This is a genomic window from Micromonospora sp. NBRC 101691 (assembly GCF_030269285.1).
GTDB classification, from domain to species: Bacteria; Actinomycetota; Actinomycetes; order Mycobacteriales; family Micromonosporaceae; genus Micromonospora; species Micromonospora echinospora.
This window is the reverse complement of the sequence record NZ_BSTB01000009.1, coordinates 147,066-172,540: the sequence shown is the minus strand read 5'-3', so window position 1 is coordinate 172,540 and position 25,475 is coordinate 147,066. Positions and strand designations below refer to the sequence as shown.

Here is a 25,475-nt window from a genome sequence, read left to right as displayed (position 1 = left end):
GCATCGACGCCTACCGTGCGGTGGTTCCCGTACATCCTTCGTGGAGGCCCTATGCGCCCGCGCCGCATCCTCGCCGCGCTCGCGACCGTCACCGCCGTGACCGCCACGGCCGTCGGCGTCGCACCCCTCGCGGCCAGCGCCGCGCCCACCGACCTGTTCATCTCGGAGTACGTCGAGGGCTCGTCGAACAACAAGGCGATCGAGCTGTTCAACGGCACCGGTGCCGCCGTCGACCTGGCCGCCGGCGGCTACCAGCTCCAGCTGTACTTCAACGGCTCGACCACGCCGACCAACCTGGCGTTGACCGGCACGGTCGCCGCCGGGGACGTCTTCGTCCTCGCCAGTTCCTCGGCCGGCGCGGCGATCCTCGCCCAGGCCGACCAGACCACCGGCGCGAGCCTCTACAACGGCGACGACGCGATCGTGCTCCGCCGGGGCACGACCGTGCTCGACTCGATCGGTCAGGTCGGCGTCGACCCGGGCACCGAGTGGGGCAGCGGCCTCACCAGCACCGAGAACAACACCCTGCGCCGGCTGCCCACGGTGACCGCCGGGGACACCGATCCGTCGGACGCCTTCGACCCGGCCGCCGGTTGGGCCGGCTTCGCCACCGACACGTTCGACGGGCTCGGCACGCACACCGTCGACGGTGGCGGCCCGGTCGACCAGCCGGCCGTGCTGACCTGTGGCCCGTCCCTGGTCACCCCGGCCGGCACGGCGGCGACCCGGGAGGTCACCGCGACCGACGCCGACGACCGGATCGTCGACCTGGCGGTCAGCGCGGTCGCCCCGACCCCGACCGCCGGCACGATCGGCCGGACCGCGTTCACCGCCGCCGACACGGTGGGCGGTACCGCCCGCGCCACCGTGAGCGCCAGCGCCGACCTGGCCGCCGGTGCGTACACGGTCACCCTGACCGCGACCGACGCGGACGGCGGCACCGCGACCTGCGCGCTGGCCGTGACGGTGACCCGCGAGCTGACCGTCGGCGAGGTGCAGGGGCCGACCACCGACACCGAGTCCGGCCCGGCCGACCGGTCCCCGCTCGCCCCGCCGTCCGGCAACGGCACCAGCAGCGCCCTGTACGACGTCCGGGGCGTGGTCACCCAGCGCACCCTGGCGCGGACCTCGGCCGGGGCCGACCAGCACGGCTTCTTCCTCCAGAGCCGGGCCGACGCCACCGACGGTGACCCGACCAGCTCGGACGGCATCTTCGTCTTCATGGGCAACTTCACCTCGCTGATCGGCGGCTACGTGCCGACCGTCGGCGACGAGGTGGTGCTCCGGGCCCGGGTGTCCGAGTACTTCAACATGACCCAGCTCTCCTCGGCGTCGCTGGTCCGGAAGATCGCCTCCGGGCTGGACGTGAACACCGTCGTCACGGTCACCGACGCGGTGCCGCCGGCCGACCTGGCCGCCGCGCAGCGGTTCTGGGAGCGGCACGAGGGGGCCCGGCTGCGGGTCCGCGCCGGCAGCGGCGCGGTGAGCGGGCGGGCGGTCTTCGCGTCCACCGCCGACGCGGAGACCTGGCTGGTCGACCGGGACGACCCGCTGCTGGACCGGGCCGACCCGTACGCCCGCCGGGTGTTCCGGGACGCGCACCCGCTGGACAACGACCCGACCCGCGTCTTCGACGACGGCAACGGCCAGCGGATCATGCTGGGCAGCATGGGCGTCAAGGCCACCGCCGGGGACAGCACCGCTCTGCTGCCGCCGGCGAAGACCTTCGACACCCTGACGCAGGACGCGTACGGCGCGCTCTACTACTCCTTCGAGAAGTACGGCGTGCAGGTCGAGCAGGCCGCCTTCGCCCCCGGTGCCGACCCGTCGCGCAACGCCCCGCCGCGCCCGGCCGACCGGTCGAAGGAGATCGCGGTCGCCACGTACAACGTGGAGAACCTCTACGACCACCGGGACGACCCCTTCGACGGCTGTGACTTCACCGGCAACGCCGGTTGCCCCGGCGTCCGGCCGCCGTTCGACTACGTCCCGGCGAGCGAGGCCGACTACCGGGAGCAGCTCGGCAACCTCGCCGACCAGATCGTCACCGACCTGCACGCGCCGGACCTGATCCTGGTGCAGGAGGCCGAGGACCAGGACATCTGCACGGTCTCCGGGGGTGCGCTGGTCTGCGGCGACACCGACGACGCCGACGGCGCGCCGGACACCCTCCAGGAGCTGGCGCTGGCCGTCGCCGCCGCCGGTGGCCCGGCCTACGCCGCCGCGTACGACCGCACCGGCGCGGACGCCCGGGGCATCACCTCCGGGTTCCTCTTCCGCACCGACCGGCTCTCGCTGGCCGGGGCGACCGCCGCCGACCCGCTGCTCGGCTCCTCCCCCACGGTCGTGTACCGGGCGGCGGGGCTGCCGTCCAACGCGGACGTGCAGAACCCGAAGACGCTGAACGCGCTGCTCCCGCCGGACGTGGACACCTCCACCGGCAAGGACGGCGACAACGTGTTCACCCGGGCTCCGCAGCTCGCGAAGTTCACCGTCCGGGCCACTCCGGGCGGGGCCGATTCGTACACCCTGTGGGCGCTGAGCAACCACTACTCGTCCGGCCCGGACAGCCGCGTCGGGCAGCGCACCGAGCAGGCCCGGTACGGCGCGGCGATCGTCACCGCGATCGAGGCGTCCGACCCGCACGCCCGCGTGGTCTTCGGCGGCGACCTGAACGTCTTCCCCCGCCCGGACGACCCGATCGCGACCGGCGCGAACCCGACCCCGTCGGACCAGCTCGGTCCGCTGTACCAGGCGGGTCTGCGCAACCTCTGGGACGACCTGGCCGCCGAGGTGCCGTCGTCGGCGTACTCGTACAGCTTCGAGGGGCACGCGCAGACGCTCGACCACCTCTTCGTCAACGAGGCGCTGCACGCCGACCTGGTCCAGGTGCGGGCGGCGCACATCAACGCCGACTGGCCGGCCGAGTACGCCGGGGACGGGTCGCGCGGTTCCAGCGACCACGACCCGCAGGTGGCCCGGTTCTCCTCCCGCGCGTCGTTGAGCGTGTCGGACGTCCGGGTGGTCGAGGGCGACCGGGGGGACACCCCGGCCACCTTCACCGTCACGGTGTCCCGGCCGCTGTCCCACCCGGTGCTGGTCTGCGCCGGCACGCTCGGCGTGACCGCCCGGTCCGGGCAGGACTTCCGGTCGTACGCCGGCTGCCGGACGCTCGCCGCCGGGCAGACCTCGGTCGCGTTCCCGGTGGACGTGCGGGGTGACCGCAAGCGGGAAGCGGACGAGAAGTTCGCTCTGGTGGTGACCGGGGTTCCGGGCCTGCTGCTGGCCGACCCGATCGCGTTCGCCACGGTCGTCGACGACGACTGACCGCCTAACGGCCCGACCACGGCCCGTCGCCCGGGTGGAAACGCCCGGGCGGCGGGCCGTCGCCGTGCCGGGCGGCAGGTCGTGAGCGGTTTCCGCGCTGGCCATCGCCAAGATTGACATTCATGATCTACGATCTGTCCCACCGGTTGCCGCTCCGGCCCGGCCGGACCGCACGAACCAAGGATGGGCCATGTGTGAGAACGATCATCCCGTCGGGATGTCCGGGCTGACCGTCAGCCGTCGCACCGTCTTCGCGGCGCTGGGCGTCGGGATCGGCATCGGGGCCGTCGGCCTGCCGACGGCGGCGAGCGCGGCGGTCTCCGGATGGAGCAACCCCACGCTCGGCACCCTCACCTCCGGCTACAAGACCCCGTCCCGGCCGGGCCACCTGGGGTGGGACGTCGCCAACAGCCAGGGCACCCCGGTCTACGCCGTCGCGGCCGGCACCGTGCGCGACATCCGGACCGGCTCGTACCCCGGCGACCCGACCAGCGGGCCGCTGCCGGGCCGCACCGGCAACAGCGTCCACATCGACCACGCCGACAGCTACTTCTCCTACTACGGCCACCTGCACCGGGTGCTGGTCAGCGACGGCCAGCGGGTCAGCTGCGGCCAACTCATCGGACTGATGGGCACCACCGGCAACTCCACCGGGCCGCACCTGCACTTCGAGATCCACCGGCCCCGACTGACCTCGACGGACCCCCGGACGTTCCTCGCGAACCGGGGCATCAGCCTGGGCTCGACCGCGCCGGTGGGCACCACCGGCTGGCCGAGCGTGTCGCAGGGCACCACCTCCTGGACGGCCCGGGTGATCCAGTACCTGCTGCGCGGACGAGGTGTCTCCACCGTGGTCGACGGCTACTTCGGCCCGGGGACCGCCTCCTCGGTCCGGACGTTCCAGAGCAGCAAGGGGCTCTACGTCGACGGTCTGGTCGGTCCGATCACCTGGACCGCGCTGATCCTGCCGTTGCAGCAGGGCAACTCCGGGGACCTGGTCCGGGGCCTCCAGACGGCGCTCAACGCCCGGGGCGCGAGCGTCGTCGTGGACGGTGCCTTCGGCGCCCAGACCACCACCGCCGTCCGCAACTTCCAGAGTTCCCGTGGCCTCGTGGTGGACGGGCTGGTCGGACCGGTCACCTGGAGCACCCTCATCTGACCGGTCGTCGACACAGGATGCGGCAAGCCGGGGTGTCGGCAAGCCGGTAAGGCCCGACTTGCCGCATCCCGGAACCCGGACGGGCCGGGCGGGTGGTCAGCGGCCGTCGCGCAGCAGGCCGGCGGCCTCGACCGCCCAGTAGGTGAGGATGATCTGCGCACCGGCCCGCCGGATCGAGGTGAGCGTCTCTAGCATCACCCGCTCCCGGTCGATCCAGCCGTTCGCGGCCGCGGCCTCGACCATCGCGTACTCACCGGAGACCTGGTAGGCGGCGACCGGGACGTCCACCTCGGCCCGGACCGCGGCGACCACGTCCAGGTACGGCAGCGCCGGCTTGACCATCACCATGTCGGCGCCCTCGGCCACGTCCAGCGCGACCTCACGCAGCGACTCGCGCAAATTCGCCGGGTCCTGCTGGTAGGTGCGCCGGTCCCCGTCGAGGCACGACTCCACCGCGTCCCGGAACGGGCCGAAGAAGGCCGAGGCGTACTTCGCGGCGTACGCCAGGATCGCGACGTCCTGGTGCCCGGCGGCGTCGAGCGCCCGGCGGACCACGCCGACCTGGCCGTCCATCATCCCGGACGGCCCGACCACGCCGACCCCGGCGGCGGCCTGGGCCACCGCCATCTCGGCGTACGCGGCCAGCGTGGCGTCGTTGTCCACCCCGCCGTCGGGGGTGAGCAGCCCGCAGTGCCCGTGCGAGGTGAACTCGTCCAGGCAGAGGTCGCTCATCACCACCGTGGCGTCGCCGACCTCGGCGACCACGTCGCGGATGGCGACGTTCAGGATGCCGTTCGGGTCGACGCCCCCGGAGCCGGTGGCGTCGCGCTCCGCCGGCACCCCGAAGAGCATGATCCCGCCGACCCCGGCCTGGACCGCCTCCACCGCCGCCTTGCGCAGCGACTCCCGGGAGTGCTGGAGCACCCCGGGCATGGAGGCGACCGGCCGGGGCTCGGTCAGGCCCTCCCGGACGAACATCGGCAGGACCAGGTCCGACGGTGCGACCCGGGTCTCGGCGACCAGCCGCCGCACGGCCGCGTTACGGCGCAGCCGGCGGGGGCGGATCTCGGGGAACGGCATGACGGCTGCCTCCTGTGGCTAGCGGAACCTCAGGGCGGTCGGTCCCTGCACCTTGGAGCCCCGGCGCTGCTTGGCCGGCATCGCGGCCAGCTTCTCCCGCAACTCCACGGCGTAGGCGGCGAGCGCCTCCACCAGGTCGGGCACCGAGGCGTGCGGCGGCTGCACGTCGACCCGGAGGCCGAACTCGGTCGCGGTCTCCGCCGTCTTGGGCCCGATGACAGCAACCACGGTACGCGCGTGCGGCTTGCCGGCGATACCGACGAGATTGCGCACCGTGGAGCTGGAGGTGAAGAGCACCGCGTCGAAGCCGCCCGACTTGATCGCGTCCCGGATCTCGGCGGGCGGCGGGGCGGCCCGGACCGTCCGGTAGGCGGTGACGTCGTCGACCTCCCAGCCCCGCTCGGTCAACCCGGCGGCGAGGGTCTCGGTGGCGATGTCGGCGCGCGGCAGCAGCACCCGGCCCACCGGGTCGAGGATCTCGTCGTGCGGCGAGAACTCGGCCAGCAGCCCCTCGGAGGACTGCTCCCCCGACGGGACCAGCTCCGGCTGGATGCCGAACGCGCGGACCGCGTCGGCGGTCGCCTCGCCGATACAGGCGATCTTGACGCCGCCGAAGTGCCGGGCGTCCAGGCCGTGCTCGGCGAACTTCTCCCAGACCGCCCGCACCGCGTTGACCGAGGTGAAGATCACCCAGGCGTACCGGCCGTCGACCAGGCCCTTGACCGCCCGCTCCATCTGGGCGGGGGTACGGGGCGGCTCGACCGCGATGGTCGGCACCTCGCACGGGATCGCCCCGTACGCCCGCAGCCGAGCGCTCATCACGCCGGCCTGCTCCTTGGTCCGGGGGACCAGCACCTTCCAGCCGTACAGCGGGCGGTTCTCCCACCAGCTCAGCTTGTCCCGCTGGCCGACGCCCTCCCCGACGGTGAGCACGACGCGGCCGGTGAAGCCGAGCGCGGCGGCGACGAACGAGTCGACGGTCGACGTGGTGGTGTACTGGGTCTCCCCGGTGCCGTCCCCGGTCACCCCGACGCCGGTGGTGCCGTCCACCCCGGCGGCGAGCAGTCCGTCGCGGATCGCGGCGAGGTCACCGGCGTCCACCGCCAGCGCCAGCGAACCCCGGCCGATGGCCGCGGCGAGCGCCTCGAAGTCCAGCGTCGCGACGTCCTCGACGTCGGCGGCGGTCCGGACGCCCGGCAGCGGCACCCCGGCGTAGGTGGCGACGCCCTCGGCCTGGCCGACGCCGGGCACCACCTCGAAGTGCGCGGCGGTACGTGCCACCGCCTGCACCTCCTTGACCACGGAGTCGTGCCCGAACGGGTCACCGGCGACCAGGTGCACCGCGTTCAGCCCGGATCGGGCCGCCGAGATGAGCACCTTCGCCACGTCACCCGGCGCCCCCTCGGCCGGAGTTAACTGGGCGTCGGGGCGGGCCTGGGCGCGGACGGCGTCGAGCAGCGACTCGGGTACGCCCCGGTCGTACACCACCTGGTCCGCGTCGACCAGGGCGTCGTGCGCCCGACGGGTCAGCAGGCCCGGGTCGCCGGGTCCGGCCCCGACGAACGCGATGTGGCCTACGGGCTTACGGGTGCGGGTCATTCTGTGCTCCCAAATTGCTGGGTCCCCGGGCCGGCGTGGTCTGGTTGGCCGAGGATCGAGTCGGCGCCACGGGCGAGGAGTTCGGCGGCGAGCGCCTTGCCGATCTCCGCCGCGTCGGCGGGCGTACCGGTGCGGGACAGCCGGATGTCTCGGGTGCCGTCCGGGCTGATCACCGCCCCGCGCAGGTAGATCTCATCACCGGTGTCGCCCTCGGCGACCTCGGCGTAGGCGGCGACCGGAGCGGAACATCCGGCCTCCAGGGTGGCCAGCAGCGCCCGTTCCGCGGTCACCGCGGCCCGGGACGGCGCATGGTCGAGCACGGCGAGCAGCTCGACCAGGTCCGAGTCGTCGGTCCGGCACTCCACGGCCAGCGCGCCCTGGGCGGGCGCGGGCAGCATGAGCATCGGGTCGAGCGTCTCGGTGATCTCGTCGGTCCGCCCCAGCCGGGCCAGCCCGGCGCGGGCGAGGACGACCGCGTCGAGATCGGCGTCGGGCCCGAGCACCCGGCCCAGGCGGGTGTCCACGTTGCCGCGGATCGGCACGACGGTCAGCTGCATCCCGAGTGCGTGCAGCTGGGCGACACGACGCAGCGCGCCGGTCCCGACGGTGGCCCCGGACGGCAGTTCGGCCAGCGTACGGCCGTCGCGGGCGACGAGCGCGTCCCGCGGGTCCTGCCGGGGCGGCACCGCCGCGATGTGTAGCCCACCGGGTTCGGCGGTGGGCAGGTCCTTGTACGAGTGCACGGCGAGGTCGATCTCGCCGGCGGTGAGCGCGTCGCGCAGCGCGGAGACGAAGACGCCGACCCCGAGCCGGTGCACCGGCGCGGAGGAGCGGTCACCGGCGGTGACGATCTCGACCAGTTCGACCGGCCGGCCGGTCGCGGCCGTGAGCGCGTCGGCGACGTGGCCGGACTGGGCCATCGCCAACGCGCTGCCCCGGGTGCCGAGGCGCAGGGGGGCGGTCATCGCTCTCCTTGGTCGGAAGTGATGTCGGGCACCGTGTCGACCGGGGAGGTCTGCGGCACCTGGAGGTCGAAGAGTTCCCGCAGCAGGGCGGCGTACTGGTCGCCGCCGGGTTCGGCGGCGAGCTGCCGGACCCGCACGGTGGGCTGGTGCAGCAGACGCTGCACCACCCGGTGGACCGTCCGGGCCACCTCGGCCCGCTGGTCGTCGGTGAGGTCCGGACGGCGTTGGGCCAGCCGGGCCAGTTCGGCGGCGACCACGTCGTCGGCGCGGCCACGCAGGGCGGCCACGGTCGGCGCGACGTCCGCCCCGCGCAGCCAGGTCAGGAAGGACTCGACCTCGCCGGTGACGATCCGGTCGACCGCCGCCGCGTCGGTGGCGGCCGGGCCGCCGGCCAGCACCGTGGCCATCCGGTCGATGTCGATCACCTCGACCCCGGGCAGCTCCGCGACCCCCGGCCCGACGTCCCGCGGGACGGCCAGGTCGAGCAGGACCAGCGGCCCCCGACCGGCACCCCGGCGGGCGAGCGCCTGCCGCACCACCGGTTCGGTGAGGACCGGTTCGGTGGCCGCCGTGGCGGCCACTACGATATCCACTGTGGAGAGCGCGTCGGCCAGCTCGGTCATCGGGACGGCGCTGGCCCCGTACGACTCGGCCAGCCGCTCGGCGCGGTCGGTGCCCCGGTTGGTGACGGTCAGCGGCCCGGCGCCGAGCCGGGAGAGGGTGGCCACGCCGAGCGCCCCCATCGCGCCGGCCCCCACGATCAGCGCCGGGCGACCCGCCAGGGTGCCGTCGAGCTGTTCCGCCGCCAGGTTCAACGCGGCACTGACCACGCTCTGGCCGGCCCGGTCGATCCCGGTCTCGGCGTGAGCACGCTTGCCCACCCGCAACGCCTGCTGCATCAGCTCGTGCAGCAGGCGTCCGGCCGAGTCGGCGCCGGCCGCCCAGTGGTAGGCGTCCCGGAGCTGGCCGAGGATCTGCGCCTCGCCGACGACCATGGAGTCCAGCCCGGCGGCGACCCGGAAGACGTGGTCGACCGCGGCGGCGTCGTAGTGCACGTAGAGGTGGTTGGCGAGGGTGGCGGGCGACGCGCCGGCCTGCTCGGCGAGGACGGCGCAGATGTCGCCGAGGCCACCGTGGAAGCCGGAGACGGCGGCGTACACCTCCACCCGGTTGCAGGTGGAGACGAGCACCGCCTCGCTGACGTACGGCTGGGCGACCAGACGGTCCAGGGTTCGGGTGAGTTCGGCCGGGGCCACCGCCAACTGCTCCAGGACAGCGACCGGAGCGGTGCGGTAGGACGCGCCGACGGCGAGCAGTTTCACGTGCCGATCGCCTCCTGGGGGTCGGTGGTGGGGGCGCCGCCGGCGAGGGTGGTGAGGGTGGACGGGCCGGTGCCCGGCAGGGCGGTGAGCGACGCCTTACGATGCTCGTGGAAGGACAGGATCTGCAACTCGATGGCGAGATCGACCTTGCGCACGTCGACCCCGTCGGGCACCGCCAGGACGCACGGCGCGAAGTTCAGGATGCTCGTCACACCGACCGCGACGAGCTGGTCGGCCACCGCCTGGGCGGCCCCGGCCGGGGTGGCGATGACCCCGATCGCGAGCTGTTCCTCGACCGCGATCCGGGGGAGCTCGTCGATGTGCCGCACGACCAGCCCGTTGATCTCCTCGCCCACCCGGGAGGGGTCGGCGTCGAAGAGTGCGGCGATCCGGAAGCTGCGGCTGGCGAAGCCGGCGTAGCCGGCCAGGGCGTGACCGAGATTACCGACGCCGACCAGGGCGACCGCCCGTCGCTGGGTGAGCCCGAGCACCGACTCGATCTGCTCGATCAGCAGCCCGACGTCGTAGCCGACCCCCCGGGTGCCGTACGAGCCGAGGTGGGACAGGTCCTTGCGGAGCTTGGCGGAGTTGACCCCGGCGGCGGCGGCGAGCCCCTCGCTGGACACCGTCTCGTGCCCGGTCTCGGCGAGGTGGTGGAGGGCGCGGAGGTACTCGGGGAGCCGCGCGACGGTCGCTTCCGGCAGGTCCGGAAGCGCCGGTACGGCACCGGCGCGGCTGGGCGCGCCTGGGTGACGGTGCTGACTCATGAGACTCCGTGCGGTGCGATCCTGGACCAGCTCCGGTCGCCGGCCGTTTCGGGACTCCCGCTGGCGACCGATCTTGCCGGCTGTGCTAGCAGGGCGCGTCGGAACTACACAGTAGGCGCTTGTGAAGACGTGCACAAATCGCGATCTTGCAAATGCACGACGCGACAACACCAGGCCCCTCCGTTTCGCACCCGCCATTGAGCGGGCACTGCGGCACCGCGTCGCGATTATTGCTTAATTCCGACTTCTCTGACCAATTGCGCTCAGGACCCGGTCGACGTGTCCTGCGAGGTAGGGCCAGCCCCACCCCCGGTTGGCCGGTGTACGGGATGGGTCGGCACCACCCGCCCTGCCTAGCCTCTAACCCATGACCTCGGCCAATCCCGCCGCCGGAGCGGCGGCCCGCGCACCGGGCCTTCCCCGACGCCTCCTCACCGATTCCGGATACGTCCTGCTCGGTCTGCCGCTGGCGCTGGCCAGCCTCGTGGTCCTGCTGGTGGGGCTGGCGTTGGGGCTGGGACTGGTGGTGCTGGTGGTCGGCCTGCCGGTCCTCACCGGGACCCTCTACGCCGCCCGGGGACTGGCCGACATCGAACGGCTGCGCCTGGCCGCCGTCCGCCGGCAACCCCGGATCCGACCGCGCTACCGACTCCCGGAACCCGGCGCGACCGCCTGGCGGCGGATCTTCCTGCCGATGCGCGACATCCAGTCCTGGCTCGACCTCGCCCACGGCATCTTCCGGCTGCCCGTGGCGATCGTCACCTTCGTGCTGACCATCACCTGGTGGGCGGTGGCCCTCACCGGCACCCTCTACCCCACGTACGACTGGGCGATCCCGCACCCTCCGGAGAACGTCGACCTCAACGAGCTGCTCGGGCTCGGCGACACCACCCGGGCCCGGGTCGGCGTGCACACCGCCATCGGGCTGTTCTTCCTGCTCACCCTGCCGATCGTGGTCCGGGGCTGCGCGCTGGTCCAGGCCGGCTTCGGTCGGGCGATGCTGACCGGGGTGGCCGAGATGCGCGACCGGATCACCGTGCTGGAGGAGCAGAAGCGGGCCGCGGTCTCCGCCGAGGCGTCGGCCCTGCGCCGGCTGGAACGGGACATCCACGACGGCCCCCAGCAGCGCCTGGTCCGGCTGGCCATGGACCTCGGCCGGGCCCGGCAGCAGCTCGCCAACGACCCGGAGGCGGCCGGCCGCACCCTGGACGAGGCGCTCGACCAGACCCGGGAGACCCTGGCCGAACTGCGTGGCCTCTCCCGGGGCATCGCCCCGCCGATCCTGGTGGACCGGGGCCTGCCCGGCGCCCTGGCCGCCCTGGCGGCGCGCGGGCTGATCCCGATCGAGCTGCGGGTCGACCCGGACCTCGGCTCCCCCGACGGCCGGCCCGAGGCGGCGGTGGAGCACGCCGCCTACTTCGTGGTCGCCGAGGCGCTGACCAACGTGGCCAAGCACGCCCGCGCCAGCGAGTGCCGGGTGACCGTCGACCGGCGGGACGGGCACCTGGAGATCAGCGTGGTCGACGACGGGCAGGGCGGCGCGCACCTGGCCAAGGGACACGGCCTGGCCGGCATCGCCGACCGGGTCCGGGCCGGCGGGGGCGTCCTGGAGGTGACCAGCCCCACCGGGGGCCCCACCGAGATCCGCGCTCTCCTGCCCGGCTGACGCCGCCGGGCGCTCCGGCGACCCCGACGTGGTAGACAACAGCCATGCGGGTGGTGATCGCCGACGACGCCGTACTGCTCCGGGAGGGGCTCATCCGGTTGGTGACCGAGAACGGCCACCAGGTGGTGGCCGCCGTCGGGGACGGCGACGCGCTGGTGGAGGCGGTGACGACGCACCGGCCCGACGTCTCGATCGTGGACGTCCGGATGCCGCCGTCCCACACCGACGAGGGGCTACGGGCAGCGGTGACCGCCCGCCGGCTGGTGCCGCGTACGCCGATCCTGGTGCTCTCCCAGTACGTCGAGGTGTCGTACGCCGACGATCTGCTCGCCACCACCGGCGGCGCCGGCGGCGGGATCGGCTACCTGCTCAAGGACCGGGTCGCCGCGATCGACGAGTTCCTGGACGCGCTCGCCCGGGTGGCCGCCGGTGGCACGGTGCTGGACCCGGAGGTGGTGGCGCAGTTGCTCGTCCGGCGGCGGCGCGACGACCCGCTGCGGGAGCTGACCCCCCGGGAACGCGAGGTGCTGGCCCTGATGGCCGAGGGGCGCTCGAACACCGCGATCGCCCGGACGCTGGTGGTCAGCGACGGCGCGGTGGAGAAGCACGTCCGCAACATCTTCACCAAGCTCGACCTTCCCCCGGACAGCCACCACCTGCACCGGCGGGTCCAGGCCGTCCTCACCTACCTCCGCACCTGACCCGCTCAGCGCAGGGTGGCGGCCAGCCCGACGGCCTCGGTGAGGGTCTCGGCCACCGGGTGGCGGGAGGACCGCAGGCGGGCGGCGTCGGTGAAGCCGCCGGTGTAGAGGACCGCCCGGCCGCCGACCGCCTCGGCCGCGTCGGCGTCGTCCAGCGAGTCCCCGATCAGCACCACCGAACCGCCGTCGACGCCCAGCTCGGCGAGGTGCTGCCGGAGGGACTCCGCCTTGCGGTCGCCGCCCACCTCGGCCCGCAGCCCGTCGACCCGGCTGAAGTGCCCGGTCAGCCCGTACGTGTGCACGGTCGGCACCAGCTCGTCGTGGAACCACATGGACAGCAGCGACTGGCTGCCGGACCAGGCCGCGATGGCCGAGCGGGCGTCCCCGGCCAGCTCGCAGGTGGTCAGGCCGACCCGGTACGCGTCGTGGAAGATCTTGTCCAGCCGGCCGAACGCCTCGTCGTCGACGGCCCGGCCGAGCACCTCGGCGTAGTAGTCGGCGATCGGGCGGCGGAACCGCACCCGGTGCTCGTCGGCGCTGACCGCCGGGCCGCCGACGCTGGCGAAGGCCGCGTTGGTGCAGGCCAGCACGAGGCTGAAGTCGTTGAGCAGGGTGCCGTTCCAGTCCCACACCAGGTGGGTGCGCGCAGGAGTCATCCGGTCACGATAGCCAGCGTCGCGCCGACGGTGGGCGGCCCGGCGGCGGTCAGAGCTGCGGGGTGGTGAGGTCGCGCAGCAGCCGCTCCTCCTCGACCCGCCAGTAGCCGTGCTCCCGACCGTCGAGGAGCACCACCGGCAGCCGGTCGCCGTACTCGCGCTCCAACTCCAGGTCCCCGGTGACGTCGCGTTCGGTCCACCGGTCGCCGGTGACCGCGACCACCCGGGCGAGCGCCTCCCGGGCGTCGTCGCAGAGGTGGCAGCCGGGCCGGGTGATCAACATGAGCCGGGCGTCAGTGGACATCGGAACCTCCGTGGGCGTCTCCGGCGGCGGGCGGCCGGAGCAGGGTCTTGCGCACCTTGCCGATCGCCGAGTGCGGCAACGCGTCGACGAACTCGACCGACGTCGGGCACTTGAACCGGGCCAGGTGCCGGGCGCAGTGGGAGAGCAGCTCCTCGGCACCCACCGTACCGGCCTCCGCCGGCACCACGTACGCCCGGACGGTTTCGCCGGTGCGCGGGTGCGGCACGCCCAGCACCGCCGACTCCGCCACCGCCGGATGCGCCTGGAGCACCAGCTCCACCTCGTGCGGGTAGACGTTGAACCCGTTGACCAGGATCACCTCGCGCAGCCGGTCCACCAGGAACAGGTCGCCGTCGGCGTCGGCGTAGGCGACGTCCCCGGTGGCCCACCAGCCGTCCGGACCCGGCCCGCCGCGTCCGTCCGGCCAGTAGCCGGCGAAGAGGTTCGCGCCCCGGACCACGATCTGCCCGGGGTCGGTGCCGGGCGAGGAGACGTCGAGGTCCATCTCGTCGGCGTCGTCCTCGGGCGTGGCCAGGCCGTCCCGCCACAGGTCGGTGCCGTCCGGCGCGACCAGGCGGAGCTCCACCCCGGGCAGCGCCCGCCCGATCGAGCCGGGCTTCGGTTCCCCGCCGACCAGCGTGGAGGTGAGCACCGGGGCGGTCTCGGTGAGGCCGTACCCGACGTGCACCGGGCGGCCGGCCACCGCCGCGAAGCGCGCCGCGACCGTCGGCTCCAGCGGCGCCGCGCCGCAGACCGCGGCCCGGACCGACGCCGTCGCCGCCGCGACCGCCTCGCCGGCCGCCGCCCAGGCCTGGAACATCGACGGTACGCCGACCAGCACGCTGACCCGGTGCCGGGCGATCTCGTCGAGCGCCCCGACGGTGGTGAACTCGTCGACGAGCACGCCGGTCGCCCCGTGGTGCACCACCGACCCGAGCCCGGTGTTCAGCCCGTACGCGTGGAACAGCGGCAGGGCCAGCAGCACCGTGTCGTCCGGCCCGACCACCGGCGGGGTGATCCGGTCGACCTGCTCGTGGTTGGCGGCCAGCGCGCGGTGCGACAGCATGGCCCCCTTGGGCTGCCCCTCGGTGCCGGAGGTGTAGAGCAGCACGGCGAGGTCCTCCCCGCCCCGCGTCGACGACACCGGTGCGCCCGGCTCGTCCGGCACGGTCGTGTGCACGGCGGTGAGGGCCGGCAGGTCCGTGGCGATCCCGGCGACCAGGTCGGCGACGGTCGGCGTGGCGATCAGCACGGCGGCGCCGGAGTCGGCCAGCACGTGCCGCAGTTCGGTGGCGGTGAGTCCGGGGTTGAGCGGCACGGCGACCAGCCCGGCACGGAGCGCGCCGAGGTAGCCGAGCACGAAGTCCGGGCAGTTGGGCAGCGCTACGGCGACCCGGGCCGGCGACCCGCCGGCGGTCGGGTCGGCCGCCGGGACGGCCCGGGTGAGGGCGCGGGCCACCCCGTCCACCGCCGCGTCCAGTTCGGACCAGGTCGTCGTCCGGTCGCGCCAGTGCAGTGCGACCCGGTCGGGACGACGTTCGGCCGCCCGGCGTACCCGGTCGGCGAGGTTCGGCGCTGAACTTCCCGCTGTCTGCTGCTGCACGGTCGCTGAGTCTGGCACAGTGGGCGGTCGACAGACCATGCCCGTCGATAGGTTGCGCGGCGGACGGGGCGCACGGACCCGCCCGACAGGCCCGCTACCTGCGGTTTCGCCCCTAACCACCTCCTCCGGCGAAAGTCAACCGGCGCCGACGGACAAACCGTCCGGCGACGGTGCGACACGGCGGTAAATACTTCGGCTCTGTGTAACGGACTTGCCACGCATGGGTGACGTTGGCCCTATCATCACTCGGGTCGACTCACCCCATTTGCCGTGAGTCGACACCCCTCAGCCCGAGGAGGCCGCCGTGCCTGTGACCGTATTGGACCAGCACCCCACCGGGGTCTGCCGTCAGCCGGCGGCCCCCGGAGCAGCACCGACCGTCCGGATCGGAGGCGAAACCGCCTCGATCGCCCGGCAGCGGGCCGACCGGACGGCGTCCCCCGGCTGGAGGGAGGCCCGGTGACCACTTTCGGTTACGCAGAGCAACCGACGGGACTGGCCCCGCTGCGCCAACTCGACGACACGTGGGGTCTCGGGGAGGGCGACGACGGGACGGCCAGACGAACGCGCAACCGGCCGCACCCGAACGAACCACCCCCCCGCCCGGTACCGCCCGGCGGCAACGCGAAGCCGGCCGGGGGCCGGGTCACCGTGCAGCCGGCCCGGCCGAGCATGCCGGCGCAGGGCCGCCGGCCCGGTGACGAGGCAGAGCCGGTCGACCCGGCGGCGGCCGAGACCGCGCTCCTGCCGGCGGTCCCGGCCGCCGCCGTGGAGCCCGAACCGCCGACCGTCCCGCCGAGCCGTCCGGACCCGTCCGACCCGGCGACCGAGGTGTGGTCGCTGGTGGAGCGCGCCAAGGCCGGCGAGTCGGAGGCGTTCGGCCTGCTCTACGACCGGTACGTCGACACCGTCTTCCGGTTCGTCTACTTCCGGGTCGGCAACCGCCAGCTCGCCGAGGACCTCACCTCCGACACCTTCCTGCGGGCGCTCAAGCGGATCGGCAGCTTCACCTGGCAGGGGCGGGACCTCGGCGCCTGGCTGGTGACGATCGCCCGCAACCTGGTCGCCGACCACTTCAAGTCCGGCCGGTACCGGCTGGAGGTGACCACCGGCGACGTCATGGACGCCGACCGCGAGGACCGGGGCCCCGAGGGGAGTCCGGAGGCGGCCGTGGTCGAACACATCACCAACGTGGCCCTGCTGACCGCCGTCAAGCAGCTCAACCCGGAGCAGCAGGAGTGCATCGTGCTCCGCTTCCTCCAGGGGTTCTCGGTCGCCGAGACGGCGAAGGCGATGGGCAAGAACGAGGGAGCGATCAAGGCCCTCCAGTACCGCGCGGTACGCGCCCTGGCCCGCCTGTTGCCGGACGGCTTCCAGCCCTGATCAGGTCGACGCGTCGACACCGACGGGTCACCCCTCCGGCAGGCAGTGATGGCCGTCACTTCCGCTCATTCTCGGCACTCCCGGCCCGTAACCACGGCCCGGCACCGACCGTTTCTCCGGGTGCAACCGGTGTTCGCCCGGAAAGCTCCCAGACCCGCGGCACGGGCGACCATGCCCCGCCACGACTCACGCCGACCGGCATCCCACCGGTTCCCGCCGCCGTCACCGGCGGCGGGAACCGCACAGCCGTCGTCGACGAGCCGGCCGCGCCGGTCCTTGGCACCGCCGAGAACCGGTCGGCCGACGGGTGACCAGAACGGCCGGACGACCGTGACCAGTGAGAGGAGATGCCTGCGGTGGACAGCAACCTCTTCTCCCGTCGGCGTGCCGAGCGTTTCGCGCAACTGCTCGACGAGGCCAACGGCGGCCGTCGGCACCACGTACGCTCCCGGGTCGACGACCGGCTCGGCGGCCTGGTCGGCCTCGGCCGGCAACTCGGTGCCGCCGCCCCGCCGGTCGAGGTCGACGCGGACTTCCGCACCGGCCTGCGGGCGATGCTGGTGGCCGCCGCCGAACGGGAGGGCGTCGGCGCGACGGCCACCCCGGCGGCCGGGGCCGAGCCGGCCGGTCGGCGGTCGTCCGCCGGGGCGTCCCCGCGCGGTCCGCTCGTGCCCTCGGTCACCGCCCGTCGGGCCCGCGCCCGGGGGGCCATCCTGGTCGGGGTCGCCGCCGGCGCGGTGGCCGTCTCCGGCATCTCGGCGGCGAGCGAGAACGCCGTCCCCGGCGACGCCCTGTACGGCATGAAACGCTCCACCGAACGCGCCCAGCTCGCCCTGGCCAACTCGAACCTGAGCCGGGGCCAGCTCTTCCTGGACTTCGCCCGGACCCGACTCGGCGAGGCGAGCGAGGTGCGGGGCGACCGGGCGGCCTTCGAGGCGATCCTCGACGACATGGACGAGGACACCCGGCAGGGGGTACGCCTGCTGACCTCCACGGCGGTGGAGCGCGCCGACGCCGCCGGCCTGGACGCCGTCGACACCTTCGTCACCGGGCAGCGCCGGGCGGTGGCCGCCCTGCTCGACGGGGCGTCCCGTGCCGAGCGGGACCGGGCCCGTGGCTCCCTGGCGCTGCTCGACGCGGCGCGGCAGCGTTCGGACGCGCTACGGGCGTCCCTGACCTGCGGTGCCCCGCAGGCGGGTGCGGCCGACCTCCTCGGCCCGACCGCCGGCCCGTGCCCCACCGTCCGCTGACCGCCACCGACGGCAAACGCCGCAGCACCGGTCGACCACGATCCTCCTTGGCTAGTCTCGCGGAGGGCAGACGTCGCACCGCTGGTGGTGGGCGTCGTGCCGGACCGGCCCGCCGCACCCCCTGCGGCCGGCACGTCGAGCGGAGGGAGTTCTGCGTGGCCCGGACCCGGAAGGTGACCGTCAGTACGGACGCCCACGGGCACACCGCAGGTTGGGCCCCCACCGAACTGGAGCCACCCGGCAGCCCCGCTCCCGATCCGACCGCCGCGGCCTTCTTCGACATCGACAACACGATGATGCAGGGCGCCTCGATCTACTGGTTCGCCCGGGGTCTCGCCGCCCGGAAGTACTTCACCACCGGCGACCTGGCCCGGTTCGCCTGGCAGCAGCTCCGGTTCCGGCTGCTCGCGACCGAGCACGCCGGGGACATGACGCACGCCAAGGAGGCCGCCCTCGCGTTCGTCGAGGGCTGGCGGGTGGACGACGTCGAACGGCTCACCGAGGAGATCTTCGACGAGCTGATGGCCCCACGGATCTGGGCCGGCACGCGCGAGATCGCCCTACGTCACCTCGCGGACGGGATGAAGGTCTGGCTGGTCAGCGCCGCGCCCGTGGAGATCGGCCGGGTGATCGCCGCCCGGCTCGGCCTGACCGGGGCGATCGGCACGGTCGCCGAGATCGTCGACGGCGCGTACACCGGACGGCTGGTCGGCGACCTGATGCACGGTCCGGCCAAGGCCGAGGCGGTCGCCCAACTCGCGGCGGTGGAGGGGCTGACCCTGTCGCGGTGTGTCGCCTACAGCGACTCCGCCAACGACCTGCCGATGCTCTCGACGGTCGGACGGGCGGTCGCGGTCAACCCGGACGGTGTGCTGCTGCGCACCGCGCGGGAGCGTGGCTGGGAGGTCCGGGACTTCCGTACCGGCCGCCGGGCGGCCCGGATCGCGGTGCCGTCGACGGCCGCCGCCGGGCTGCTGGCCGGGGCGGTCAGCGCCGGGGTGGCCCTGCACCGTCGACGGCGACTCCGGTGACCCAGCGCCGGTGGCCGGCGACGGCACGGCTTCCGGGCCCGGCCCGGCGGTACCGTCCCGGGCTGGCCGGGCTCGTCGTGGCGGTCGCCGCCGGCACCGCGCTGGTCACGTTGCCGCAGGCCGGCCCCCGGCCCGTCGAACCGGCGCCGCCACCGGCCCGGATCGAGCAGGAGTGGCCCGAAGCCGTACGGCGGGAGCTGCCGGCCCGGCTCGCCGACGGTACGGCGTACACCCCGGTCTGGTTCCTCGACCCGGACGTCTCGATCGGCACCGCGCCCAGCCCCGACGGACGTCACCTGCGGCTGGTGCGGCGCACCGCCGACGGCACCGTCCACCAGTTACGTCGGCTGCCCGCCGCCGGCAGCCCGCAGTACGCCGGGTTCACCGGCTCCGGCCCGGTGCTGGCGTGGGCGGAGACCACCACCGGCCCGGACGGTCGGGGGCGTACCGAGCTGTGGACGGTGGAACCGGGCGCGGACCGGCCGGCCCGACGGGTGGCCACGGACGGCGGTGACGTCCTCCTCGTCAACTCCCGACACGACCTGGTGATCGGCTCAGGTCGGCTGCACTGGGTCGCGGCGGCTCCCGGAAGGGCCGTGGCGACCGAGGTGCGCTCGGTGCCGCTGGGCGGGGGTCGGGTCACGGTCCGGACCGAGCCGGGGGCCTGGACGCTGTCGGCGTGGCCGTGGCTGGTCAGCGCGGCGACCGGAGGCACCGGCCCGGTGCGACTGCGCCACCTCGTCGACGGTACGGAACGTACGGTGCCCGCCGGCCGGGACGAGTTGCTCAGCTGCGGTCCGGTGTGGTGCCGGGCGCTGGTGCCGGCCGGGGCGGGACCGGGCCGGCTGGACCTGTTCCGCCCGGACGGCCGGGACCGGCACCGGGCGGCCGGCGGGGACGCCAGCGCCGCGCTGGTCGACGTGGCGGTGCGGGACCGGTTCGAGGTGCTCCTGGGCACCGGTCCGGCGGGCACGGTCGGCGACGGGGCCCAGCTGCGGCTCTACGACGTCGACCGGCGGCGGACGCTGGTGGCGGCGGACGGGGTGGGGCTGGTGCTCTGCCGGGGCGACGTGCTCTGGTGGTCCACCGGCGGGCGTGAGGTGACCGGCTGGCACGCCTTGGACCTGCGTTCCCTGACCTGAGCCGCACGGTGCCCTGCGCTGGTCAGACGTTCACGTGGAAGTGCACCGCGAAGTAGCCCGTGTTCGCCGTGACGTTGGACGCCTCCACGCCGACCCACCCGTGGAACGTCCCGGTGTCGCCGATCACCTGGAGCTGCGGCTTACGGTGCGATCCGCCGGTGTAGCAGGTGCTCGACGTCAGGCAGGTGCACCAGTGCTCGTAGAAGTTCCGCCGGCCCGCGCCCGCCAGGTAGTAGCGGATCGGCGAGGAGGTCGCGCCGTTCGGGCAGGACGAGCAGGTGGCGGTCGGCGGGCTGAGCCAGCTCAGGCAGTTGCCGTTGCACCGGGCGAACGACCGGAGGTCCATCCCGCTGGGGCCAGCGGCGCCGGTGCTTCCGCTGTAGCCGGCGTACCGGCCGGTGTACTGGGCCAGCGGGATGTCGCTGACCGGCGTGTACGCGTCGTTCGAGGCGGAACTGCCGAAGCCCCAACCGACCGTGACCCCGTAGTTGGAGCTGACGAAGTCGAGTCGGGCCAGGTCGCTGGCGGGCTCGCTGACCCGCCAGGTCTCCTGGACGCCCCCGCTCCAGGAGATGGTGATGCTGTCGCCGGAGTTGGTGTACGTGCCGCTCAGGGACTTCACGGTGCCACCGGGCTGGAACCCGGTGGCGGTACGCACCTCGCAGTCGTGGCCGGTGCAGCCGGTCGTCCGGACGCCCGTGCCGGCGGCCCCGACGGCGGTGGCCCGGTCCCAGTACCAGAAGCTCTCGGTGACCGTGCCGTTGCCGAAGAAGTAGTAGGTCGCCAGCCGCACCCAGACCGGACCGGTGGCGGGCGTGCCGGCGGCGGGGACGGCCCCGAGCGCGACGCTGTAGATACGTCGTCCGCCGGGATAGTCCACCGCCTGCGCGGGCGCCGGCGCGAGGACCGCGCCCATGGTCAGCGCCAGCAACGCGGCGGCGAGATGCCGCCAGGCGAACCTCCGTCGACCACCCATACGTCACTCCCCCTATGACCGATCAGCCGACATATCGTAACTGATCAATATCATCGGGCGCGGGACGCCACGTCGGGGGTCAGGGGCCGAACGGGTCGGGCCGGCGTTCCAGGAGCTGGTGCAGGGTCTGCTGGATGGTCTCCCGGACCTGGTCGGCGAGGTTGAACACGACCAGCGGGTCGTCGGCCGAGTCGGTCAGGTGCGCGGTGGGGATCGGCGGGCAGAACTCGATCAGCCACTTGCTCGGCAGCGGCACCAGGCCCAGCGGCCCGAGCCACGGGAACGTCGGGGTGATCGGGAAGTAGGGAAGCTTGAGCAGACGTGCGAGCGGCTTGATGTCGGCGAGCATCGGATAGGTCTCCTCGGCACCGACGATGGCCACCGGGACGATCGGGGTGCCGGTACGCAGCGCCGCCGAGACGAACCCGCCCCGACCGAACCGTTGCAGTTTGTACCGGTCGGAGTAGAGCTTGCCGATGCCCTTGAACCCCTCCGGGAAGACGCCGACCAGTTCGCCGTTGCGCAGCAGCCGCTCCGCGTCCGGGTTGCAGGCGACCGTACCGCCGGACTTGCGGGCCAGCTCGGAGACGACCGGCATCCGGAAGACCAGGTCGGCGCCGAGCAGCCGCAGGTAACGCTGGGCCGGGTGCTGGTCGTGCAGGGCCGCGGAGAGGATCAACGCGTCCAGCGCGACGGTGCCGGAGTGGTTGCCGACCACCAGGCCCGCCCCGTCGACGGGTACGTGCTCCAGACCGCCGACCTCGGTGCGGAACCAGTCCCGGTAGAGCAGGCGCAGCAACGGGTGGAGGACCGCCCCGGTCAGCTCCGGGTCGAAGCCGAACTCGTCGATCTCGTAGTCGCCGGCCAACCGGCGACGCAGGAACGCCAGGCCCTGGGCGACCCGGCGGTCCCACTGGTCGACCGGGCGGTCCGGCACGGCGGGGGGATCCGGGTGGTGGCCGTTGCGGCGGGCCGGTCGGGTCAGGTCGGCGGCGTCCGGTGGCTCGAACGGCCGACCCACCGGCACGTCCCGGTCGGTCCCGTCGGGCCGGCTCACGACTGCTCCCGCACGGCCGCCCGGACCTGTCGGATGCCGGCGAGAACGGCCTGCTCGGCGGCGGCGAGCTGGTCGCGGGTCACCACCACGCCACCGTGGTGGGCACGGAGGAAGTCGTCGAAGGCGGCGGCGGTGGAGCGCGGGGTGAAGCCGTACTCGGTGACCAGCCGACTGGTGTCGACCACCCGGCCGTGCACGAAGAGGTCGACCTGGTCGAGACCGAGTCGGCCGTATCCGAGCGTCCGGGCGAGCGCGACCGCTCCGGAGAGCCCCGGTTCCAGCACCGGCACCTCCAGCCGTCCGGCCCGGCGGATGGCCTGGGAGAGCGACAGCACGCCCGGACCGGCGACGTTGTAGGTGCCGGGATGGTCCTCGACGACCGAGCGGTGCAGCACCTCCAGGGCGTCGTCGAAGTGGAGGAACTGGAGGCGGGGGTCGCGGCCGAGGACGGTGGGCACCACCGGCTGGCGGAAGTACCGGGTCAGCGTGGTGTCGGCGGTGGAGCCGATGAACGGCGCGAAGCGCAGCACGGTGGCGGTGACGTCGGGGCGGCGACGACGGAAGCCGCGGACGTACCCCTCGATGTCGAGGATGTCGCGGCCGAACCCGCCGCGTGGCACCTCGCGCGGCTCGGTCTCCTCGGTGAAGACCGCCGGGTCGCGGAAGGAGACGCCGTAGGCGGCGGTCGACGACCGGACGACGACCTTGCGCAGCCGGGGCGCCCGCTGGCAGGCGGCGAGGAGCTGCATGGTGCCGATGACGTTCTGTTCCTTCATCGCCGCCCGGCCGCCCTGCTGCCGGTCCGGGGCGGTGACCAGGGCGAGGTGGGCGACCGCGTCGACCTCCAGGTCGGCGAGAAGGTCACCGAGCGAACCGACGTCGACGCGCACCCGCTCGACCCGGTCGAGCAGACCGGCCGGCTCCGCCGTGCCGGGCGGGTCGACGCCGATGACGCGGTCGATCCTCGGGTCGGCGGCGAGCCGGGCGGCGACGTGCGCGCCGAGGTAGCGACTGACCCCGGTCACGACGACGACCCCCGGAGCACCCGAGGTGCCACCGGGGGTCATGTCGCGCACCCTGACCGGCAGGCCGGATCATCGAGCCGGGACGTCCACGGCCTTCTCACCTGAGCCTCCGGGAGTCGACAGATGGCAAGTGGTACGCGGTGCCGGGTCGCGCCCGGCACCGGTCACTTGCCGAGACGGCGACGCTGGACGCGGGTCTTGCGCAGCAGCTTGCGGTGCTTCTTCTTAGCCATGCGCTTGCGGCGCTTCTTGACCACCGAGCCCATACGACAGCCTTTCGATGCAACGTGCGGGGCGGACCGGAGGCACCACGACATGGTGCTGGTACCGCTTGCGGACAACGGACCGGACCTGGTGGGTGGCATCGCGGCGCACCGCTGGGTGGTCACGGTCGGGATCCAGGGTAGCCGGAGAGCATCAGCAGGACCAACGCGCCCCCGTCGATGCCCGTCACGGCGTACCCCGGGAGGTACCCGGCGCACCCCGGCCGGTGGACCCGGCGGACGCCCGTCAGGCGGTCTCGGAGAACGCCCCGCGCAGGTACTCGTGCACCGCGTGTTCGGGCACCCGGAACGACCGTCCGACCCGGACGGCGGTGAGTTCACCGCTGTGCACGAGCCGGTAGACCGTCATCTTCGACACCCGCATGACCGCCGCCACCTCGGCGACGGTGAGGAACTTGACCTCCGACAGCCGTCCGTCGGACTGCGACCCGGCCATGGCTCACCGACCCATCCCATGCCCAGCGCGGCCTGCGACGGGTTCGTCCCGCCACGAGGGCAACGCGCGTGTTACCAGTACGGTAACGGGACGGCTGTGAACGGCGCGATCCCTTCGCGCATTTGATCTCGTCGGGAGTCCGCTTCCACACCGTTGAGCTGCGGCGGAAGGCGCCCGGTGGCTCCGGTGGCACCACCGGGGCCACCGGGCGGGCGCCCCGGGCCGATTGCGGACACGGTCCGGGGCTCCGCACTGGGAGCGCAGTCAGTGTCTCAGACCCCACCGGCCGCCCGGACGGCGGTCGATCATGGCGGCCCACCTCGGCGTGAGCTGTCGTCGGACACCCCACGGCGGGCGGACCGCGCCTACGCCACGAGGGGACGGAGCTGCCCGGGTCGGGCGCCCCGCACGCCCACCACGGGGCGGACCGGTCAACCGGCCACGCCGCGCACCTGGGCGACGCAGTCGTCGTGCAGCTTCGACCACGGCTCGCCGTAGATCTCCTGGGCAGCCTCGGCCACCGGCCGGCGGTCGTGCACCACCGCCGCGAAGAAGTCGAGCAGGCGCTGGGTGCCGTACCGGTCCACCAGGTGACGTACCGCCAGGTAGCCGACGCCGTAGCTGGCCGCGACCCGGTCGGCGGGAGCGTCGGCGGCGGGAGCGAGGGTGTCGAGTCGGCCGTCCCAGCCGCCGCCGGTCACCAGTCGCCGGACGTCGTCCAGCCCGGCGTACCGGCCCACCGGTCGGCCCGCCGCTCCGGCCAGCTCGGCCGTCCCCTCCACCAGCCACCAGGCGTGCCGGTCGGACCAGCCGCCGGCGGGCAGCGACGCGGCGTGGGTCAGCTCGTGCCGGAGCAGGTCGGCGACGCCGCCCGTGCGCAGCGCGTCCGCGTTCAGGACCACCTCGTGGTGTCCGCCGCCGACGGTCACCACGTATCCGCCGGTCCAGGCCGGGCGGCCGCCGCCGTACCAGCGCCGCCACCCGTCCCGGCCGGCGTAGAAGATCCGGTACCGGTCCGGCCGGACACCGTCCACGGCGTACCGGTCGGCGACCGCCGCCGCGGCCTCCGCCTCGGCGAGCAGGCCGGGGAGGCGGGACCGCAGGTCGGGCGTGGTGGCCACCACGGTGCGCGGACCGACGGCGGCCACCAGTTCGCTGACCTCCCACGGCCGGGTGCCGGTCTCGGCGGAGGCGGAGGGCTCGACGGCGACCAGGCGGGGCCCCTCGGGCGTCTCCCGCCACCGGGTGGCGGCCAGCACCGGACTGGGGGTGCAGTCAGGCTCGACGAGGCAGTACCGGTAGGTGACCGCCTGCCGCCACCGGCCCGGCTGGCCGGGCTCCGGGGTGGGCTGCCCGCTGGGCTCGGCCCGCCAGACCGCGATCCGCAACGCGCGCAGGGAGGTGAACCGCCGGGTGAGGTCGACGCGGGCAGTCGGCTCGGCGACCGCGAGGAAGGCGTCCCGGTCACCGCGCAGCAGTGCCCCGGCCTGTCGCCCGAGTGCGGTGTCGATCGCGGCGGCCAGCCGGGCGGCCGGCCCGCCGGGACGGGACGCCGGGTCACCGGTCGGGCGGCTCGCCGTCTCCCGCACCACCGCCGCCACCAACGCCGCCGGCAGGAGGCAGCCCACTGCCACGGCCACCACGGCGACGGCGGCCCAGAGAAGCCCGCGCCGCCTGCGCCGCGACCGGTGCCGCTCGTCCTCCACGGCGGGGAGAGTACGCCATTCGGCTGGCCAGACTGC

Annotated in this window: 22 protein-coding genes; 8 read left to right on the top strand and 14 right to left on the bottom strand. The window is 74.0% G+C overall.

From position 1 onward, the window contains the following. Positions 1–51: 51 nt before the first annotated feature. Positions 52–3,327, top strand: a complete 3,276-nt coding sequence (locus QSK20_RS16615; RefSeq protein WP_285789487.1) for a lamin tail domain-containing protein — start codon at positions 52–54, stop codon at positions 3,325–3,327. Between the two features lie 190 nt (positions 3,328–3,517). Then, positions 3,518–4,486, top strand: a complete 969-nt coding sequence (locus tag QSK20_RS16610; RefSeq protein ID WP_285789486.1) for a peptidoglycan-binding protein — start codon at positions 3,518–3,520, stop codon at positions 4,484–4,486. A gap of 96 nt (positions 4,487–4,582) precedes the next feature. Here QSK20_RS16610 and hemB read toward each other — a convergent pair whose 3' ends face one another. Genes hemB through QSK20_RS16585 form a run of 5 tightly spaced genes read right to left on the bottom strand, consistent with a single transcriptional unit; the run spans position 4,583 to position 10,219 of the window. Beyond that, positions 4,583–5,566 carry a porphobilinogen synthase gene (hemB, locus tag QSK20_RS16605; RefSeq protein WP_285789485.1) on the bottom strand — a complete coding sequence of 328 codons (984 nt, stop codon included), beginning with the start codon at positions 5,564–5,566 and terminating at the stop codon, positions 4,583–4,585. An 18-nt stretch (positions 5,567–5,584) separates the two neighbouring features. Further along, the gene (locus QSK20_RS16600; protein WP_285789484.1) at positions 5,585–7,165 is read right to left on the bottom strand and encodes a bifunctional uroporphyrinogen-III C-methyltransferase/uroporphyrinogen-III synthase; all 1,581 of its coding nucleotides are present in this window, start codon (positions 7,163–7,165) and stop codon (positions 5,585–5,587) included. Beyond that, complete coding sequence (gene hemC, locus QSK20_RS16595) at positions 7,162–8,130, bottom strand: hydroxymethylbilane synthase (protein ID WP_285789483.1); 969 nt, start codon at positions 8,128–8,130, stop codon at positions 7,162–7,164. The genes QSK20_RS16600 and hemC overlap by 4 nt, the downstream gene beginning before the upstream one ends. After that, positions 8,127–9,452 (bottom strand): glutamyl-tRNA reductase, encoded by a 1,326-nt coding sequence (locus QSK20_RS16590; protein WP_285789482.1) that lies wholly within the window; start codon positions 9,450–9,452, stop codon positions 8,127–8,129. Before QSK20_RS16590 ends, hemC begins: the two co-directional genes overlap by 4 nt. Beyond that, a complete protein-coding gene (locus QSK20_RS16585) occupies positions 9,449–10,219 on the bottom strand; it encodes a redox-sensing transcriptional repressor Rex (RefSeq protein WP_285789481.1) in 771 nt (256 codons plus the stop codon). The genes QSK20_RS16590 and QSK20_RS16585 overlap by 4 nt, the downstream gene beginning before the upstream one ends. A gap of 367 nt (positions 10,220–10,586) precedes the next feature. Between QSK20_RS16585 and QSK20_RS16580 the strand changes: the two genes are divergently transcribed. After that, on the top strand, positions 10,587–11,885 hold the full coding sequence (locus tag QSK20_RS16580; protein WP_285789480.1) for a sensor histidine kinase: 1,299 nt from the start codon (positions 10,587–10,589) through the stop codon (positions 11,883–11,885). A 44-nt stretch (positions 11,886–11,929) separates the two neighbouring features. Beyond that, positions 11,930–12,586: a response regulator transcription factor gene (locus QSK20_RS16575; protein ID WP_285789479.1), complete on the top strand. Its 657-nt coding sequence runs from the start codon at positions 11,930–11,932 to the stop codon at positions 12,584–12,586. Positions 12,587–12,591: 5 nt separating this feature from the next. On the opposite strand, the gene QSK20_RS16570 is transcribed toward QSK20_RS16575, so the two are convergent. Genes QSK20_RS16570 through QSK20_RS16560 form a run of 3 tightly spaced genes read right to left on the bottom strand, consistent with a single transcriptional unit; the run spans position 12,592 to position 15,149 of the window. After that, positions 12,592–13,242 (bottom strand): HAD family hydrolase, encoded by a 651-nt coding sequence (locus QSK20_RS16570; protein WP_285789478.1) that lies wholly within the window; start codon positions 13,240–13,242, stop codon positions 12,592–12,594. 49 nt (positions 13,243–13,291) lie between these two features. Continuing rightward, the gene (locus QSK20_RS16565; protein WP_145837066.1) at positions 13,292–13,546 is read right to left on the bottom strand and encodes a glutaredoxin family protein; all 255 of its coding nucleotides are present in this window, start codon (positions 13,544–13,546) and stop codon (positions 13,292–13,294) included. After that, a complete protein-coding gene (locus tag QSK20_RS16560; RefSeq protein ID WP_285789477.1) occupies positions 13,536–15,149 on the bottom strand; it encodes an AMP-binding protein in 1,614 nt (537 codons plus the stop codon). The genes QSK20_RS16565 and QSK20_RS16560 overlap by 11 nt, the downstream gene beginning before the upstream one ends. Before the next feature lie 459 nt (positions 15,150–15,608). On the opposite strand from QSK20_RS16560, the gene QSK20_RS16555 reads away from it, so the two are divergent. The 4 genes from QSK20_RS16555 (at position 15,609) to QSK20_RS16540 (ending at position 19,955) form a co-directional block, all read left to right on the top strand. Then, positions 15,609–16,532 carry an ECF subfamily RNA polymerase sigma factor, BldN family gene (locus tag QSK20_RS16555; protein ID WP_285789476.1) on the top strand — a complete coding sequence of 308 codons (924 nt, stop codon included), beginning with the start codon at positions 15,609–15,611 and terminating at the stop codon, positions 16,530–16,532. A 356-nt stretch (positions 16,533–16,888) separates the two neighbouring features. Continuing rightward, positions 16,889–17,782 (top strand): DUF5667 domain-containing protein, encoded by an 894-nt coding sequence (locus QSK20_RS16550; protein ID WP_285789547.1) that lies wholly within the window; start codon positions 16,889–16,891, stop codon positions 17,780–17,782. 155 nt (positions 17,783–17,937) lie between these two features. Continuing rightward, on the top strand, positions 17,938–18,813 hold the full coding sequence (locus QSK20_RS16545; RefSeq protein WP_285789475.1) for an HAD family hydrolase: 876 nt from the start codon (positions 17,938–17,940) through the stop codon (positions 18,811–18,813). Then, positions 18,810–19,955 carry a hypothetical protein gene (locus tag QSK20_RS16540; protein WP_285789474.1) on the top strand — a complete coding sequence of 382 codons (1,146 nt, stop codon included), beginning with the start codon at positions 18,810–18,812 and terminating at the stop codon, positions 19,953–19,955. Before QSK20_RS16545 ends, QSK20_RS16540 begins: the two co-directional genes overlap by 4 nt. Positions 19,956–19,977: 22 nt before the next feature. On the opposite strand, the gene QSK20_RS16535 is transcribed toward QSK20_RS16540, so the two are convergent. The 6 genes from QSK20_RS16535 to QSK20_RS16510 all read right to left on the bottom strand — a co-directional run bounded on the left by QSK20_RS16535 (position 19,978) and on the right by QSK20_RS16510 (position 25,439). Then, complete coding sequence (locus QSK20_RS16535; protein ID WP_285789473.1) at positions 19,978–20,931, bottom strand: hypothetical protein; 954 nt, start codon at positions 20,929–20,931, stop codon at positions 19,978–19,980. Between the two features lie 79 nt (positions 20,932–21,010). Continuing rightward, complete coding sequence (locus QSK20_RS16530; RefSeq protein WP_285789546.1) at positions 21,011–21,916, bottom strand: lysophospholipid acyltransferase family protein; 906 nt, start codon at positions 21,914–21,916, stop codon at positions 21,011–21,013. Positions 21,917–21,984: 68 nt separating this feature from the next. After that, positions 21,985–23,055: an NAD-dependent epimerase/dehydratase family protein gene (locus QSK20_RS16525; protein WP_285789472.1), complete on the bottom strand. Its 1,071-nt coding sequence runs from the start codon at positions 23,053–23,055 to the stop codon at positions 21,985–21,987. Positions 23,056–23,177: 122 nt separating this feature from the next. Next, a complete protein-coding gene (locus tag QSK20_RS16520; RefSeq protein WP_007465623.1) occupies positions 23,178–23,279 on the bottom strand; it encodes a 30S ribosomal protein bS22 in 102 nt (33 codons plus the stop codon). 244 nt (positions 23,280–23,523) lie between these two features. Continuing rightward, complete coding sequence (locus QSK20_RS16515) at positions 23,524–23,733, bottom strand: helix-turn-helix domain-containing protein (protein WP_088981934.1); 210 nt, start codon at positions 23,731–23,733, stop codon at positions 23,524–23,526. Positions 23,734–24,164: 431 nt separating this feature from the next. After that, positions 24,165–25,439 carry a hypothetical protein gene (locus tag QSK20_RS16510; protein WP_285789471.1) on the bottom strand — a complete coding sequence of 425 codons (1,275 nt, stop codon included), beginning with the start codon at positions 25,437–25,439 and terminating at the stop codon, positions 24,165–24,167. Positions 25,440–25,475: the final 36 nt, after the last annotated feature.